We start from the raw sequence: 15695 nt of genomic DNA, 5'->3' as shown, positions 1-15695 counted from the left end.
TAGAGCAAGGCGCAACGAGATCAGAAGGACGGAGGCTGGGTATGACATAGGGCTGCTCTCATGTTGTTTTTATTAGAGATGCCCGCAGTTTTGTCATCTGCGCAACGATCGACAAACGATAAATTCAACGCTGAAACGTTCGATAAATGCATGTTACTGACCGTAAGGAAGGCTGCCGCTTGAGCTAGACAGGCCGGACGGAGGAAAGCGCGGGTACGAAACACTGCGCGGTGGCCGCAAACGCCCCTTGTTCCGGGTGGGAACAAGGGGAAAACCGGACGATGTCGAAGAAGGAGGTTACGGCACCGTCCGGGGTAACTCAGCGCGGCATCAGGCGCGCATCGAACGGATAGTCCGAGAGCAACTCGATGCCGTTTTCGTGGATGTAAATCTGCTCTTCGAGCTTGACCCCTTCGCCGCCTGCATCATGGCCGATGTAGCTCTCCACGCAGATGGTCATGCCGGCTTCGAACACCCCGTCGTAACCCAGTGCATCAATGTCTTCGCGGTGCACCACGTACGGGTATTCACCGGTCATGCCAACGCCGTGGGCCAGGGCGAAATAGCGGTTGGCCTTGTAGTTGTCCGGGATTCTCCAGGCCAGCTCGGCGTATTCCTTGAAGCTGCGGCCGGCCTTGAGCATTTCCATGTTGGTCTGCACTTGTTCGTAGGCCAGTTTGTACAACTCCTGTTGCTTGGCGGTGGCGGCTTGCTCGCCGCACAGGAAGGTCCGTGAAAAGTCCGCGTAGTAACCGAAACGCCCAACCACATCGGTGTCCAGCGCTACCAGGTCACCGGCTTCGATGGGCCGGGTGCTGCATTCCTGGAACCACGGATTGGTGCGCGGTCCGGAGGACAGCAGGCGGGTTTCGACGTAGTCGCCGTCGGTAGCGATCACGTGCTGGTGCAAGTGCGACCACAGTTCGTTTTCGCTGATGCCCGGCACCAGTTTGCTTTCCATCAAGCGCACGCCGGCCTCGGTGGCACGCAGGCTGGCGCGGATCATCTTCAGCTCGTTCGGCACCTTGATGCAGCGCGCGCGCTCCAGCGGTTCCTGGGCATCGAATATCTGGTAGCCGAGTTTTTGCAGTTCGAACGCAGCGGCTGAAGTCGCGCTTTCGATGGCGACGCGTTTGTTGCCGCCGCCGTGTTGGCGCACCAATTCACCGATTTCAGCGGCCCATTCGGCGGTGACGTTATTCAGGAAGCTGTCGCAGAAGTAATAGGAGATGGCCTTGGCCGGGCGCACTTCATCGACGGTGTTGAGCTGTTCGGCCAGGTGCAGGCAGCCGCCGAATTCGAAGACCACCACCGGGCCTTCTGCCGGGATGAAAGCGTAACGCGCCGGGTTGCGCGCCGAGTACACCTGCATGTTGCGCGAACCGGTGGCGTAGCGCATGTGGGTCGGGTCGAACAGCACGCACGCGGCGTAGTCGCGTTTTTTCAGTTCGTTGCGCACCCGTTGCAAACGGTCGAGCTGGATCTGCTGGATCTCGGCGTAGGTCGGTTCGCAGTCGGCGGGGTTGCGGTTAGGGCCGGACAGACTCATGGGGTGTTCCTCGCAAGGCAAATACGGTTGGTTTTTTTCTAGGATTTTTTTGGGGGGATCAGTCGAGCAACTGGTCGCTGCGCACCAGGTTGCGTTCGGCTTGCAGATGGGCTTCGGACAGGCGTCCGTAAAGCTGCTTGGTACGCTGGGCGCGGCCGATGATTCCGGGCTTTTCGGAGTAGGCGAAGATCGCTGTATTACGTTCAGTGGCGCCCTGGACTCGAGTGACCCGGTGCACCGAAAAGCGGCCCTTGAAAATCTGCAAGTCGCCTGGGTTGAGTTCCAGTTCCTGCACCCGGCTGCGGTCGTCGCCGCGCACCACATTGCCGACGGCGCCAAGGTTTTCCTGGGTGCGCGTGCGGATCATCGGCGCGTACTCGAACAAGCCGCCGGCCTCGGGCTTCTGGGTCATCATGCTGACGATGAATTCGTTGGTATCGAAGTGCCAGGGCTGCTCGGTGCCTTCGGGCATCACGTTGATCACCAGCCCGGCGAACGGGTCGGCGTATTCGAAAATCTCCGGCTCGTCGAGGCAGGCACCTATAAATCGCTTCATCATCGGCGAGACGTACAGGCGATGAATGATCGCGTCCGGGGCAATCATGTCTCGCGTAACAAAACCGCTGGTGCGCTCCATGAATGTGCGGCGCGGATCATCCTGGGGCAGGGCGGGGTCGTCTTCGGTGAAGTAGGCGTTGACCTTGCGCACCGAATAAAAAGTTTTGCCCGACAGCGCCTGACCCTCGGCACGCGCCTGTTCCAGCGCCTCGGGCCGCAGGAAGTTCTTCAGCAGGCAGCAACCATCCTCGGCCAGTTCGGCACGAGCGTGTTCGATCAGCGCCTGCAACCGGACATGGCCCGAATCATGTATGGGGTACAACTCGGTATTTATAATGTCGCTGATATCGCCCACTTCGGCGTCGGCAAGTTGAAGGCTCATGCAAGTCTCCTGGAACTATCAATTAACAGTGTTTGGCGTTGAATCGATAGTTGCTTAAAGAGGTGCGAAGTGGAAATTACAAGTTGTGATCGAATCCATCGGCAGGGGCGATAGTTATGTCAGGCGAACTGGATGGAAGCTTACTGAAAGTGTTTGTTGCGATTATCGAGTGCCACGGATTTTCTGCGGCGGCCGAGCGCCTGCACAAAACCCAATCGACCATCAGCCAGAATTTGCAGCGCCTGGAAGAGATCGTCGGCACGCCGTTGGTTCAGCGCACCAGTCGCTCGGTGAGCCTGACACCGGGTGGCGAGACGTTTCTGATCTATGCGCGGCAGATCCTCAAGCTGCATGCCGATGCGATCAACGCCGTGCAACTGCCCGATGAGCAGGTGTGCGTTCACGTCGGCATGCCCGAGGACTACGCCCAGTTTTGCCTGGCCGAGGTGTTGCGCGACTTTCAGGCGCAGTTTCCCCAAGTGCGGCCGGATATTTGTTGCGAGATGTCGACGGCGCTGGTCAGTCGTTTGCAACGCGGTGAATTGGACCTGGTGCTCGGCGTGCAACATGCCAATCTACAAGCGGGTGAATACCTGTGTGACGAGCCGCTGGTGTGGGTGGCGGCTGAGAGGTGGTGCGCCGGTGCTCAAGCGTCGGTGCCGCTGGCAGTGTATGCCGAGGGCTGCGCCTTTCGAGCCAACGCCGTGCGGGCGCTGGCCAACGCCGTGCGGGCGCTGGCCGAGGCCGGGCGGGCGTGGCATGTGGTTTACACCAGCCAGAGCCCGCGTGGTATCGGGATTGCCATTGAACAGGGCCAGTCGGTCGGTGTTACGGCGCGGCGCCTGGTGCCGGCAGGTTGGCAGGTGCTGGACGAGGCTCAGGGCTTTCCGCCGATTGAGCCCGCGCGGTTGATGTTCTGGCGTTCTACTCAGTGCGAGGCGTTGGCTGTGGAGGCCTTGGTGGATATTCTGTCGCGTCGCTTGGGCCGTTCAGAGTGGCTGGCCGAGCGTCGGCTCACAGCGTTGACGGCGAGCCATCAGCCTCAGCAATAACAGGCTGGCGGTGACCCAGCAGACGATCCAGCCGTGTACCAGGCCAAACTGCCCGGTGGCCTGCAGCAGCCAGCCGCACAGCCAGTTTGCGGTGGCGCTGCCCAAGCCATAACCGACCATGCTCAGACTCACCACTTGCAGGCTCTGCACGGGGCTCAAGCGTGCGCTGAGGTAGGCGGCCATCAAGCCCCAGACAGGGAAATAGAACAGCGCGAACAGCCCGGCCGCCAGCCAGGTCAGATTCAAGCTCGGTTGCCAGAGCAGGGCGAGCATCGCCAGGCCGAAGGCGCTGATACTCAACGCCATCACCCTTAATGCCCCCCAGCGATCGGCGAGTGAACCCAACAACAAACCGCCGACTACCCCGCCAATCCCGATCAGTGTCCACAATGAGCCGGTGATCTGTGCGTTGGCGCCCAGCCGTTCGCTGGCAAACGCCGAGAGAAAATTCAGGAAGGGGCCGCTGATCCCGCCAATAAAGGCGCTGAGCAGCAGTATGTGCAGCGCCACCGGGTAATCCAGGCACAGCTTCAACCATTGCCTGAGTATCCGGCGCAGCGATGGCGCGCTGCTTTTCTTGATGCGCTGGCCTGTCGCCAACGGCGCCAGGACCCAAAAGGTCAGTAGGGTGACCATCAGTGTCAGCCCGGCGCAAATCAGCCAGAAGTGCCGCAGCGAGATGCCCTGCAACAGAGCGATCAGCATACCGTTAAGGCAGATCGCAAACGCCGCCCCCGACGATGCCAGCCCCAGTACACGGCTGCGGTGGGAGGCGGGGATCACTTCGCCGGCCAGTGCGGCGATGGCATTCCAGTTCGCCACCGCGCAGGCCGAGACCAGTGCCAGGCATAATGCGTACGGCAGCACCCACGGGGTGGCGACCGCCAGGGCCAGCAGCGCCGGGCTCAAGGCCATCGTCAGCCGTACCATATTACGCGGGCTGATCCACGCCGCGGCGATGCCACTGACAATCGAAGCGCCCATGTAGAACAGTTGCAGTAGCGCCGCGATGAACGCGGCCTGGCTGTAGCTCAGATCGAACACCTGGCGAATCTGGGGTAATAAGGCCGAATAAAGGAAAATACTGAAGCCGTGGGTGGTGGCGTTACACGCCGTAAAGATAAGCGCCAATAAAACAGTACTTCTTGTGGGTGAGCGTGTGTTGATTGGCATGGGGTTGGCTCGGTCAGTTTAATTGCTATGAAATGGGGCGTAGGTGAAAGAGCTGCCCTAGGTAAGTGCGTTAACTTAGGTGGGTATTTAGTTGAATAAGACTAGCGCCTATATAAATAAAACAGCCAGTGCTTAATAGTCGTGAGTGTGCTGCGAAATACGCATGCTATTTATACGTCAGCGACAGTGGCAGGGCTGAAACCGACGTCATTGAATATTGCCAATTACCTGTGGCGAGGGAGCAAGGCAATCGGCCCGCACAACACAAAAATGCATGTTACTCAGGAAATTTCCCGCAAGCCGTGGGATGCTTGTGGCTCGTCAGCCCCAGCGCGAGTCCTGTTCATGAAACGCAAAATGCCCGCGCTCAATGCGCTCAAAGCCTTTGAAGTGGCCGGTAGTACCGGCAGTTTTACCCGGGCGGCGGAGCTGCTCAACGTCACGCAAAGTGCCGTCAGCCGTCAGGTGCGCCAGCTCGAAGAACAGCTCGGCGAAAATCTGCTGGAACGCCGGCATCACCACCTTGAACTGACCAGCGCCGGCCGGGTTTTGCTGCGGGCGCTGCATCAATCCTTCGACAAAATCGAGCTGACGGTGCGTAGCATCCAGCAGAAGTCCCACGCCAATCGCCTGCACATCAACGCACCGCCAACGTTCACCAACCGCTGGCTGATGCCGCGCCTGGGACGGCTGCGGGAGAAACACCCCGAATTGGAACTGAGCATCACCACGCGTTTGCAGGACAGCCTGGCGGAAACCAGCACCCTGGACTGCGCGATCCGCTTTGGCGATGGCGAATGGGATGGGCTGGACAGCTCGCTGCTGCTCCAGGAACGGCACATTGCGGTGTGTGCTCCGTCCTTGTATGCGCGGGAGTGGAGCGAGCGCGGCATCGACCTTAATCGCCTGACCTTGCTGCATGTGTTGGCCAGGGAAGACCAGCGATATCTGACTTGGAAACACTGGCTCGACGCGGCGAAAATCAGCGGCGTGGATACCCAGGGCGGTTATGAATTCGACCTGCTGGACCTGGCGATTCGTGCGGCCACCGACGGCTTGGGCATCACCATTGCCGACTGGAACATGGTTGCCCCGGAGCTGGCCAGCGGGCAGTTGACCCAAGTACTGAACGTGCATGTGGAAGGGCATCAATCCTACTGGTTGGTGACTCGGCCGGAGCAGACCTTGATGCCGCAATTGCAGGTGTTCAGCCAGTGGTTGCAGGAGGAAATCTGGTTGGCGCAAAGGCAGCTCGAACCCTCCACCGCCGCCGGTTAACCCCCAACCTTCACGGGAAATCTGATGACTTCTCGCGTAACCTGCATTTTTTGAATGTTACCCCGCTCAATAAATCGTTTGTTCAAGCCCATCAGGATGCCAAAACTGCGGGAACTGGATAAAAACAACGATGGGCGATTCACATGCGACTTGAGCGAAACTTTGTAAACGGTCACTTCATTGAGCCTGCCAGCGATGCGCTGATTGCGGTCTACAACCCGGCCACCGAAGCCTTGGTCGGTCAGGTCTCGGCCGCCACCAGCGCTGAAGCAACCGCCGCCGTCGAGGCTGCCGCCGCCGCCCAGAAGCGCTGGGGCAAGCTCACCAGCATCGAACGCGCCGAGCACTTGCGCTCATTCGCTGACGCGTTGGAGGCCTGCGCCGAGAGCATCGGTGCCGCCTTGGCCGCCGAGTCCGGCAAAAGTGTCAGCGACGCCAGCAACGAAGCCCGTTACGCCGCGCAAATCACCCGTTACCACGCCGAATGGGCGCGGCGGATCGAAGGCGAGATTATCCCCAGCGATACCCCGAATGAAAACCTCTTCCTGCACCGCGAGCCGATTGGCGTGGTCGCCTGCCTGATTCCGTTCAACTACCCGGTCTACACCTTGCTGCGCAAAATCGCCCCGGCGCTTATTGCCGGTAATACCGTGGTGGTGCGCCCAAGTAACAACACCCCGACCTCCGCGTTTGAAATCGCCAAGGCTGTGCAGCAATCCGGTTTACCGGCCGGCGTGGTCAACATACTGACCATGGACCATGCCACCGCCGCAACGGTCTGCACCCACAAAGCCGTAGGCTTGATTACCCTGACCGGCAGCGTCAACGCCGGGCGCATCGTGCTCGATTATTGCAAGGCCAACATCGCCAAGCCGTCCCTGGAACTGGGCGGCAAAACCCCGGCAATCATTGAAGCCGACGCTGACCTTGAAGCTGCCTCCAGCGCTATCGTCGCGTCCAAGACTACTCACTGCGGTCAGTTGTGCACGGCGGTGGAGCGGGTTTATGTGCAGGAGAGTGTCTACGAACAATTTCTCGCGTTGCTCAAAGCCAAAATCAGCGCCGTGAAGTTTGGCGACCGCGCCACCGACGCCAGCCTGATGGGTCCATTGGTCAACGCAAGCTCGCGGCAAAACATCCACGCCATGGTCGAGCGTGCCGTCGCCGACGGTGCGGTACTGGAAACAGGCGGTTTTATGCCTGAGGGCAACGGTCATTTCTACCCGCCGACGCTTTTAAGCAACTGTCGCCAGGACATGGAAATCATCCAGGAAGAAATCTTCGGCCCGGTGCTGCCCGTGCTCAAGTACCGCAACATCGAAGAAGCGCTGGCCATGGCCAACGATCATCAGTTCGGCCTGTCGTCGGTGCTGTACACCGAGAACTATCGCACCACCCTGAAAGTCGCCAACACCATCGAGGCCGGCGAGTTGTACATCAACCGGACCCCGGCCGACCCCTACCAGGGCTTCCACGCCGGATGGAAACGCTCGGGCCTGGGCGGTGATGACGGCAAGCACGGCATGCTCGAATTCACCCAGACCCGACTCGTGGTGATGAAGTACTAGACCGGCAGCTACAAGTTCCAAGCGTCAAGCGGCAAGTAAAAGCGAACGGCAGCCGGCTCTGAATTGCCGCTTGTAGCTTTGCGCTTGCTACTGCTCCAAACCTATAAAAACAATTATTGGGGCGCCCGGACCACCGGGCTGCCCGAGGTCTTACAGATGTCCAAGTCTGCAACCACTGTTGCCGCTGTTCAGGGTTCGAGCGCGGGTGCAAAAAGCCACAGTGACACGGGAAGTCGCTACGTCCAGTTAATGCTGCTGGTGCTGGCCGCCGGGGCGATCTACCCGATCCTGTACCTGCGGCAGGTTTACCAGACCACCATGCTTGAGGTGTTCCAGATCAACCACAGCGAGCTGGGTTATCTGTACTCCATGCTAGGGACGATTTTCCTGCTTAGCTATTTGCCGAGCGGTTGGTTGGCCGACCGGATCGCGCCACGGTTTTTGATTTTCTTTTCGCTGGTGGCCACCGGAGCCTTGGGGCTTTGGTACTCCACGGCACCGTCGATGGCCGGTTTGATGATCATCTTCGGTTGCTGGGGCCTGACCACCGGCCTGACGTTCTGGGCCTCGGTGCTCAAGCGGGTGAAGATGATTGCTCATCAGACTGAACAGGGTCGGTTCTTCGGCATCCTTGACGGCGGTCGCGGTCTGGTCGAGGCGTTGCTCGCAACGGTCGCCCTGGGGCTGTTCGCGTTCGCCACTGAAACCCGTGGCGAGTCCGCCGCTGAAGGTTTCAAGCACGTGGTCTACCTCTACGCCTTCACCTGTATCGCCATCGGCTGTGTGCTGGTGCTGATCAAGGACCCGAAGTCGATGGAGGACACCGCGCCAGTGGAGAAGGGCAAGTACAATCTGCTCAGTGACCTGACGACGCTGGTGAAAATTCCGGAGCTGTGGTTGGTGACGGCCATCGTGTTCTGCGGTTACCACATCTTCTGGGCGACCTACAGCTTCTCCGATTATTTGCAGGGCGGCGGCATGACCGCCGTCATGGCCGGCACCATCACCACCATCAAGCTGTGGATGCGCCCGATTGGCGGTATCGGTGGCGGCTGGCTCGGTGACAAGTTCTCGAACATTTCGGTGCTGATCGTGGCGCTGTTTCTGGCGACGTTGGCGATGGTCGGCCTGATCGTATTCCCGGCGCTCAACAGCATGGGCCTGCTGGTCGGTACGGTGATCTTCATCGGCCTGATGACGTATGCGATTCGCGGTTTGTACTGGGCGATCCTGGACACCTGCAACATTCCGCTGCGCATTACCGGCCTGGCCATCGGCATTGTCTCGGTGGTCGGTTACCTGCCGGACGCCTTCATTCCATTGATCAACGGCTACCTCACCGAACACTTCCCCGGGGCCCTTGGTTACAAGCTGTATTTCGGCTACATCGCCTCCGTCGGCGTGATCGGGACCCTCGCGGCCCTGACCTTGCGCGCGCGTATCAATCGTCAATCTTCGAAAAAAACAGGTGCCTGAGATGAAAATCGTCGCCCTTGAAACCCATATTGTTGCCGTACCGCCACCGCACATCGGCGGCATGTATTGGCTGTTCGTCAAGCTCAAGACCGATTGTGGCATTGAAGGTGTCGGCGAAATCTACGCTGCGACCTTCGGCCCCAAAGCCATGCTGCCGATCATCGAAGACGTGTTTGAACGCTACTTGCTCAACCACGACCCGCATCACATCGAACGCTTTTTTCGCCAGGCTTATTCGAGCGGTTTCACCCAGCGTCCCGACCTGACCATGATGGGCGTGGTCAGCGGCCTGGAGATGGCCTGCTGGGACATCATCGGCAAAGCGGCGAACAAGCCGGTCTATGAATTGCTTGGCGGCAAGGTCAATGAGCGTCTGCGTTCCTACACCTACCTGTACCCGGTCAACAGCCAGGGTGAGTACGACTACGATGACCCGGACCTGGCTGCCGAATGCGCCATAGAAAACATGAATAAAGGCTTCACCGCCGTGAAGTTCGACCCGGCCGGGCCGTACACCGCGTACTCCGGGCACCAGATTTCGCTGGAAGTGCTGGAGCGCTGCGAAACCTTCTGCCGAAAGATCCGCGAAGCGGTGGGCGACAAGTGCGACCTGCTGTTCGGCACCCACGGGCAAATGGTCCCGTCCTCGGCGATTCGCCTGGCCAAGCGCCTGGAGAAGTACGACCCGTTGTGGTTTGAAGAGCCGGTGCCACCGGGGCAGGAGGAGGCGATGGCGCAAGTCGCGGCCAAGACCACCATTCCGATTGCTACGGGCGAGCGGCTGACCACCAAGTACGAATTCTTCAAGCTGTTGCAGGCCGGCGGTGCGTCGATTCTACAAATGAACGTCGCCCGCTGCGGCGGGCTACTGGAGGCCAAAAAAATCGCGAGTATGGCTGAGGCCTATTACGCGCAGATCGCACCGCACCTTTATAACGGGCCGATTGGCGCGGCGGCGAGTTTCCAGTTGGCAACCTGTACCCCGAATTTCCTCATCCAGGAAAGCATCATGACCTGGGGCGGTTTCCACGCCGAAGTCCTGACCAAGCCGCTGCAATGGGAGGACGGCTACATCATCCCGTCCACCGAGCCGGGCCTTGGGGTGGAGCTGAACATGGACGTGGTGCGCAGGCATTCGCCCTATACCGGTGAGCGTTTGCACCTGCAAATGGCGCCGGCCCCGGCAGACGTCAAAGACACATCGCCGGCCAGAGGCTGACGGTATTTCCCGTCTTTCAGTTGCGGGAATGGGTGTTTTCCAATAACGACTTACGCGGTAACCGTGCATGACATACGACTACATCATCGCTGGCGCAGGCGCGGCCGGCTGCATCCTCGCCAACCGGCTATCGGCCTGCGGCAAATACACGGTGCTGCTGCTGGAAGCGGGCGGCAAGGACAGTTCGCTGTGGTTCAAGATCCCGGTCGGCTTCGCCAAGATGTATTACAACCCGACCTTCAACTGGATGTACTACAGCCAGCCGCAAAAGCAGCTCAACAACCGTGAAATTTATGCCCCGCGCGGCAAGGTCCAGGGCGGTTCCGGCTCGATCAATGCGATGGTCTACGTCCGTGGCCAGGCCCATGACTTCGACGACTGGGCCGCCAACGGAAACGATGGCTGGGGTTTTAAGGACGTGTTGCCGTATTTTCGCAAACTGGAAAATCACCCGTTGGGCGAAAGCGAATACCACGGCGGCAGCGGCCCGATCAGCATCACTCCGATGAAGGGAGAGACCCATCCAATCTGCGATGTATTCCTCAAGGGGTGCGATGAACTCGGTTACCCGCAGAGTGACGACTTCAACGGGCCGAACTTCGAAGGCTCGGGTATCTACGATGTCAACACCAAGGACGGCCAGCGCAGTTCCAGTAGTTTTGCGCATCTGCATCCCGCACTCAGTCGCCCGAATCTGACGGTCGAGCATTACGCACTGGTGGATCGGGTATTGTTCGAGAACCAGCGGGCCAGCGGTATTTCCGTGACCCAACACGGCGTGGTTCGCACCTTCCAGGCGCGCAAGGAGGTGATCCTCTGCGCCGGTGCCGTTGACACACCGAAGATTCTGCAACTATCCGGTGTCGCCGATCAGGCGTTGCTGGCCAGGCACCAGATCCCGCTAGTCAAACACCTGCCGGCAGTGGGGCAGAACCTTCAGGATCACTTGTGCGTCAGCTACTACTACAAGGCCAACATTGCGACGCTTAATGACCAGCTCAGCTCGCTGTTCGGGCAGTTCAAGCTCGGCCTTAAATACCTGCTGACCCGCAAGGGTGCCTTGGCAATGAGCGTCAACCAGGCCGGTGGGTTCTTCCGTGGCGACGAGTCGCAGGCCAACCCGAACCTGCAACTGTACTTCAATCCGCTGTCGTACCAGATCCCGAAAAACAACAAGGCCAGCCTCAAGCCAGAGCCGTATTCCGGCTTCCTGCTATGTTTCAACCCGTGCCGGCCGACGAGTCGTGGGCATATCGAGATCCAGTCGAATAACCCTCGAGACGCTGCGCTGATCGATCCCAATTACCTGAGCACACAAAAGGACATCGACGAAGTGATCCAGGGCAGTCGGCTGATGCGCAAAATCATGCAGGCGCCGGCCTTGAAAAGCATCACGGTTGCAGAAGTCCTACCGGGGCCGGTGGTCGAAAGCGATGAACAGATGCTGCAGTACTTTCGCGAAAACAGCGGTTCGATCTATCACCTGTGCGGCTCGTGCGCGATGGGGGCGGATGTACGGACGTCAGTGGTCGATAAACGGCTTAAAGTCCATGGTCTCGAGGGTCTACGCATTGTCGATGCGTCGATTTTTCCCAATGTGACGAGCGGCAATACCCACGCCGCAGTGCTGATGGTGGCGGAGAAGGGCGCCGACCTGATTTTGCAGGACGCCTGATTCGTTGCCAAAGTGCTCGAAAAACGTTGGAGCTGGCTATAGAGCGGATATCCCCTACGTTTACCCCCACAAAAACACCGGCTCTTAATGGACGTTACTGCATTCTCGTGGAGCAGAACACCGCGGGAGCTCAAGTAAATACCCGCTTGGAAAAATCCAGAGCAAAATTTTGAAAGCTTTCAAGAAGGATGAAAAAGAAGGTGGGGGCTAGGGGTCGAGTGTTCGAATCACTCCGTCCCGACCATATAACTCAAGGGGTTGCGATATTTTATCTTGCCACCCTTTTTTATTTTTAAGTGTTTTTACGCCTACGAAAGCGAGAACAGTCGTGGGCCAAGCGCTTGCTCTAAAGATCCGTGCGAGATTGTTCCACCATTTCCGCTGGCACGAAAGATCGCGCGTCTTTCAGCCCCCTGCAGGCCGAGCCAGGAGTCGATGTAGCGCGCGTACCGCAACTCCCCCTGCATACCGGCATAGGCACGTAGCCGCTATTGGCCGACATCTGCATTTCACGGTGCCACTGCTCACTACTTTCCCATGACCATAGCATCAACAGCGCTCATAGCTTTTCGCGCGCTGACCACCACTAGGCCTCTGGTTTGTGGCTATGCGTGCTGCAAAGCTCATCTCAACCGTTAAGGGAGTCTGCGTATTTGCCAGTGTGGCGCTTGTGATCTCAAGCGGAAGCCGAATGACCAACGCACCGCAACAAAAACGAAACAATACTGCGCCAGAATATAACTCATAAAGAGTAGTAATGTTTTTGGAGTGATTGATGGCGTTATTTTTGGCTGAGCATTGGGTGTGGGACTTCTGGTTCGTCCAGGACGGTGACCACACACATCTGTTCTATTTATCTGCCCCTCGCAGCCTGGACGATCCCAACCTGCGCCACTGGAATGTGCGGATCGGACATGCGCGGTCTGTGGATCTGAAAAACTGGGAGATTCTGCCCGACGCGCTTTGGCCAGCCGCCACGCCCAGTTGGGACGATTACACCACCTGGACGGGCTGCGTGGTTCGCGCTCAAGCGGGGCACTGGATGATGTTCTATACCGGCACCAGCAAGGCCGAAGACGGTTGCGTACAGCGTATCGGCGTCGCTTGTTCCGATGACTTGATCGTGTGGCGCCGCCCCACCGAAACGCCGCTTCTGCAGGCCGACCTGCGCTACTACGAGTCACTGGATCTAAACATTTGGTATGAGCAGGCCTTCCGTGATCCGTGGGTATTCCCCGATCCGAAGGGCGATGGCTGGCACATGTTTTTCACCGCGCGTGAGCCACAGGGTGAGCGCAATGCTCGTGGAGTCATCGGGCACGCGCGCTCTCCTGACCTTCGGCATTGGGAGCAAGGTCCGCCGATCTTCCGCTCCAAACGCTACGGGCACATGGAGGTGCCCCAGCCTATGGAATACCAGGGACGTTGGTATTGCGTGTTTTGCGTTGCGCATACCCACATTGACCCGGTCCACGCCGAACGCCATATGAAAGGCAAGCAGGGTGGCATCCATTACCTGATGGCCGAGCACCCGCTGGGCCCCTGGCACCTGCCGGAAGAGGATTTTCTGCAGGGTGACGCGCATTGCAGCCTGTACGCAGGGAAGCTGCTGGTCGATGGCCGGGGCAGCCTTTGTCTAATGGCTTTTCGTAACCATGATGAAACCGGTTCATTCATCGGCGAAATCACCGATCCGATGCCGCTCACGGTGCTGGATGACGGTCGCCTGCGCCTGTCCGATGGTCGCGAAGACCTGGAGCGGCCGCTACGTCATAATTAATACACATTAAGCGTAGTAATATGTTCTCCGCCTCCAATAACGGCTACGCACGTTGTTCACAGATGGGTATTGCCATGCTTTCGCATTTTTTATCGCGCCGCCCGCCATTGCTTCGGGGAAGGCCTGCCACGGGTGCAATGTTGTCGCCAGCGGTATTTGCTGCGCTGCCGATACCCGACGCCAACCGCCCCGCCGTCAGATGGCAGGTGTATGTGATTGGGGTGGGGGTGGGGGTGGCCGTAGGCGCTCACATCGCGCTGCTGGTCTGGTTGCAAACCGATCGACCGTCCAAACCACTGGAGGTGCCCACCAAGCCCCTCGCCATTGCGATGCAGATGGTTGCGCCGCCGCCTCCAGCACCCGTGCAGGCGCCTAAGCCAGAGCCGACGCCTGTCCCGCCGCCACCTCCAGTGGAACCACCGCCTGTAGCGAAGCCGCGTCCGACGCCCAAGCCTGTTGCCAAGGCAACGCCCAAACCTGTCGAGCCCAGGCAAGTCGCCGCCCCTGCGCCGTCACGTGATGCGCCCGCAAAAGCTGTCACGCCCAGTGCCACTGCAACGCCCGCGCCCAAACCCACCGCGTCGTTGCCGGTCACCGGCCCGGTGGGGCGAGCGGGCTACCTGAATAACCCGGCACCTGCGTATCCGCCGGCGGCGGCGCGCAGACACCAGGAAGGTACCGCCCAATTACGCGTGCACGTTATGCCCAATGGGCGACCCGACACCGTGGAGATCGCGTCCAGTAGCGGTTCTCCTGCGCTGGACGAGGCGGCACTGGCCGCCGTTCGCCAGTGGACTTTCATTCCCGCTAAACGGGGCGATACCGCCATTGATGGCTGGGTCACCGTGCCGCTTGAGTTCAAACTATCTCGTTGAGGTTTTGCCATGAACGATTATTCAACTCTGATTCACCAGGCATCCATGGGCATTTTGGTGCTGTTCTCGCTGGCCACGTGGGCTGTGCTGATTGCCAAATGGATTCAACTGGTAAAACTGCGCCGCCAGAACCAACGGTACGCCGAACGCTTCTGGTCGACCGCCAGCTTCAAGACCTCCGTGACCGCAGAAGAGCACCAGGGGCAACTGGCGCGTTTGGCCAACGCCACGCACCTGGCGCTCAGCAAAGGCCGCGAAGGGCCTTGCCCGGTTGACGGCTGGAGCCGTCAGGAAGTGCTCGAACGCTCCCTGCAGAAGCAGATTCACGGCGAACGCCATTTGATGGAACACGGAATGATCGTGCTGGCCTCGATTGGCAGCACTGCACCCTTTATCGGGTTGTTCGGCACCGTGTTTGGGATCATCCATGCGCTGCAAGCGATCAGCACCGCCAAGTCAGCCAGCATCGCTGTGGTCGCGGGCCCGATCGGCGACGCGCTCATCGCCACTGGCATCGGTATTGCGGTCGCCGTGCCTGCGGTATTGGCCTACAACTTCCTCGGTCGTCGCTTGAAATTGATGATTGCCGATCTCGAGAGCTTCGCCCTTAACCTCATGAACCGCGCGCAACGTCATGGCTTTGAGCTCGGCGACGGGCACGCCACCGAGACCCAGCGCCAACTGAGCGGAGCAGCCTGAGATGGCCTTCACCACGAGCAATGACGAGAGCACCATCAGCGATATCAACATCACGCCCTTGGTCGATGTGATGCTGGTACTGCTCGTTGTATTCATCGTAACGGCGCCATTGTTGAACAATGCGATCCCGCTGAATCTGCCCCAGACCGTCGCCACGCAGGCGCTGGACGATAGCAAGCCGGTGGCGATCAGTATCGACGCGGCGGGCGGCGTGTTCATCGATGACAAAGCAGAGCCGCTTGATGAGTTGGAGCAAGCGTTGGTTGCCCTCAAAACCAGGGACCCCGAGGTTTCGCTGACGTTACGTGCCGACACCCTGACGGGGTACGGCCGCGTTGCTCAGGTGCTGGCGCTCGTGCAGAAGGCAGAGATCACTCGGCTGTCGGTGATTACGCAAAGCCAGTAAGGCGA

The 15695-nt window shown here is 59.3% G+C and carries 13 protein-coding genes and 1 pseudogene; 10 read left to right on the top strand and 4 right to left on the bottom strand.

Going from position 1 to position 15695, the window contains the following annotated elements; all coding sequences use genetic code 11:
* Positions 1-319: 319 nt before the first annotated feature.
* Complete coding sequence (locus JOE32_RS05895; RefSeq protein ID WP_209982250.1) at positions 320-1549, bottom strand: Xaa-Pro peptidase family protein; 1230 nt, start codon at positions 1547-1549, stop codon at positions 320-322.
* A gap of 58 nt (positions 1550-1607) precedes the next feature.
* On the bottom strand, positions 1608-2489 hold the full coding sequence (locus tag JOE32_RS05890; protein WP_209982248.1) for a hypothetical protein: 882 nt from the start codon (positions 2487-2489) through the stop codon (positions 1608-1610).
* Between the two features lie 116 nt (positions 2490-2605).
* On the opposite strand from JOE32_RS05890, the gene JOE32_RS05885 reads away from it, so the two are divergent.
* On the top strand, positions 2606-3541 hold the full coding sequence (locus JOE32_RS05885) for a LysR family transcriptional regulator (RefSeq protein WP_209982246.1): 936 nt from the start codon (positions 2606-2608) through the stop codon (positions 3539-3541).
* Here JOE32_RS05885 and JOE32_RS05880 read toward each other — a convergent pair.
* Positions 3479-4714, bottom strand: a complete 1236-nt coding sequence (locus JOE32_RS05880) for an MFS transporter (RefSeq protein ID WP_209982245.1) — start codon at positions 4712-4714, stop codon at positions 3479-3481. The genes JOE32_RS05885 and JOE32_RS05880 overlap by 63 nt on opposite strands.
* Positions 4715-5059: 345 nt before the next feature.
* Here JOE32_RS05880 and JOE32_RS05875 point away from each other — a divergent pair, with 345 nt between their 5' ends.
* The 5 genes from JOE32_RS05875 to JOE32_RS05855 all read left to right on the top strand — a co-directional run bounded on the left by JOE32_RS05875 (position 5060) and on the right by JOE32_RS05855 (position 11930).
* Positions 5060-5992 (top strand): LysR substrate-binding domain-containing protein, encoded by a 933-nt coding sequence (locus JOE32_RS05875; protein ID WP_209982242.1) that lies wholly within the window; start codon positions 5060-5062, stop codon positions 5990-5992.
* A gap of 143 nt (positions 5993-6135) precedes the next feature.
* Complete coding sequence (aldA, locus tag JOE32_RS05870; RefSeq protein ID WP_209982240.1) at positions 6136-7560, top strand: aldehyde dehydrogenase; 1425 nt, start codon at positions 6136-6138, stop codon at positions 7558-7560.
* A 156-nt stretch (positions 7561-7716) separates the two neighbouring features.
* Positions 7717-9036 carry an MFS transporter gene (locus JOE32_RS05865; RefSeq protein WP_209982237.1) on the top strand — a complete coding sequence of 440 codons (1320 nt, stop codon included), beginning with the start codon at positions 7717-7719 and terminating at the stop codon, positions 9034-9036.
* A 1-nt stretch (position 9037) separates the two neighbouring features.
* The gene (locus JOE32_RS05860; protein WP_209982235.1) at positions 9038-10255 is read left to right on the top strand and encodes a mandelate racemase/muconate lactonizing enzyme family protein; all 1218 of its coding nucleotides are present in this window, start codon (positions 9038-9040) and stop codon (positions 10253-10255) included.
* Between the two features lie 67 nt (positions 10256-10322).
* Positions 10323-11930: a GMC family oxidoreductase N-terminal domain-containing protein gene (locus tag JOE32_RS05855; RefSeq protein WP_209982233.1), complete on the top strand. Its 1608-nt coding sequence runs from the start codon at positions 10323-10325 to the stop codon at positions 11928-11930.
* A 374-nt stretch (positions 11931-12304) separates the two neighbouring features.
* Here the strand turns inward: JOE32_RS05855 and JOE32_RS25160 are convergent.
* A pseudogene (locus JOE32_RS25160) lies at positions 12305-12436 on the bottom strand (DNA primase); the annotation flags it as partial.
* Between the two features lie 269 nt (positions 12437-12705).
* Between JOE32_RS25160 and JOE32_RS05850 the strand changes: the two are divergent.
* The 4 genes from JOE32_RS05850 to JOE32_RS05835 all read left to right on the top strand — a co-directional run bounded on the left by JOE32_RS05850 (position 12706) and on the right by JOE32_RS05835 (position 15690).
* Positions 12706-13710, top strand: a complete 1005-nt coding sequence (locus tag JOE32_RS05850) for a glycoside hydrolase family 68 protein (RefSeq protein ID WP_209982232.1) — start codon at positions 12706-12708, stop codon at positions 13708-13710.
* A gap of 137 nt (positions 13711-13847) precedes the next feature.
* Positions 13848-14585, top strand: coding sequence for an energy transducer TonB (locus JOE32_RS05845; RefSeq protein WP_307495779.1), 738 nt, complete (start codon positions 13848-13850; stop codon positions 14583-14585).
* A 9-nt stretch (positions 14586-14594) separates the two neighbouring features.
* Positions 14595-15284, top strand: coding sequence for a MotA/TolQ/ExbB proton channel family protein (locus JOE32_RS05840; protein ID WP_209982229.1), 690 nt, complete (start codon positions 14595-14597; stop codon positions 15282-15284).
* Position 15285: 1 nt separating this feature from the next.
* A complete protein-coding gene (locus tag JOE32_RS05835; protein WP_209982226.1) occupies positions 15286-15690 on the top strand; it encodes a biopolymer transporter ExbD in 405 nt (134 codons plus the stop codon).
* Positions 15691-15695: the final 5 nt, after the last annotated feature.

This window comes from Pseudomonas sp. PvP025 (genome assembly GCF_017832155.1).
In the GTDB taxonomy this organism is placed as follows: domain Bacteria; phylum Pseudomonadota; class Gammaproteobacteria; order Pseudomonadales; family Pseudomonadaceae; genus Aquipseudomonas.
The sequence above is the reverse complement of the archived record's forward strand: the minus strand, read 5'-3'. Positions and strand labels throughout refer to the sequence as shown.

Bases quoted from the DNA above. Each gene is read 5' to 3' on its own strand.
- aldA (WP_209982240.1), top strand. From the start codon at position 6,136: ATGCGACTTGAGCGAAACTTTGTAAACGGTCACTTCATTGAGCCTGCC.
- JOE32_RS05855 (WP_209982233.1), top strand. From the start codon at position 10,323: ATGACATACGACTACATCATCGCTGGCGCAGGCGCGGCCGGCTGCATC.
- JOE32_RS05860 (WP_209982235.1), top strand. From the start codon at position 9,038: ATGAAAATCGTCGCCCTTGAAACCCATATTGTTGCCGTACCGCCACCG.
- JOE32_RS05875 (WP_209982242.1), top strand. From the start codon at position 5,060: ATGAAACGCAAAATGCCCGCGCTCAATGCGCTCAAAGCCTTTGAAGTG.
- JOE32_RS05845 (WP_307495779.1), top strand. From the start codon at position 13,848: ATGTTGTCGCCAGCGGTATTTGCTGCGCTGCCGATACCCGACGCCAAC.
- JOE32_RS05885 (WP_209982246.1), top strand. From the start codon at position 2,606: ATGTCAGGCGAACTGGATGGAAGCTTACTGAAAGTGTTTGTTGCGATT.
- JOE32_RS05835 (WP_209982226.1), top strand. From the start codon at position 15,286: ATGGCCTTCACCACGAGCAATGACGAGAGCACCATCAGCGATATCAAC.
- JOE32_RS05840 (WP_209982229.1), top strand. From the start codon at position 14,595: ATGAACGATTATTCAACTCTGATTCACCAGGCATCCATGGGCATTTTG.
- JOE32_RS05890 (WP_209982248.1), bottom strand. From the start codon at position 2,489: ATGAGCCTTCAACTTGCCGACGCCGAAGTGGGCGATATCAGCGACATT.
- JOE32_RS05895 (WP_209982250.1), bottom strand. From the start codon at position 1,549: ATGAGTCTGTCCGGCCCTAACCGCAACCCCGCCGACTGCGAACCGACC.
- JOE32_RS05865 (WP_209982237.1), top strand. From the start codon at position 7,717: ATGTCCAAGTCTGCAACCACTGTTGCCGCTGTTCAGGGTTCGAGCGCG.
- JOE32_RS05880 (WP_209982245.1), bottom strand. From the start codon at position 4,714: ATGCCAATCAACACACGCTCACCCACAAGAAGTACTGTTTTATTGGCG.
- JOE32_RS05850 (WP_209982232.1), top strand. From the start codon at position 12,706: ATGGCGTTATTTTTGGCTGAGCATTGGGTGTGGGACTTCTGGTTCGTC.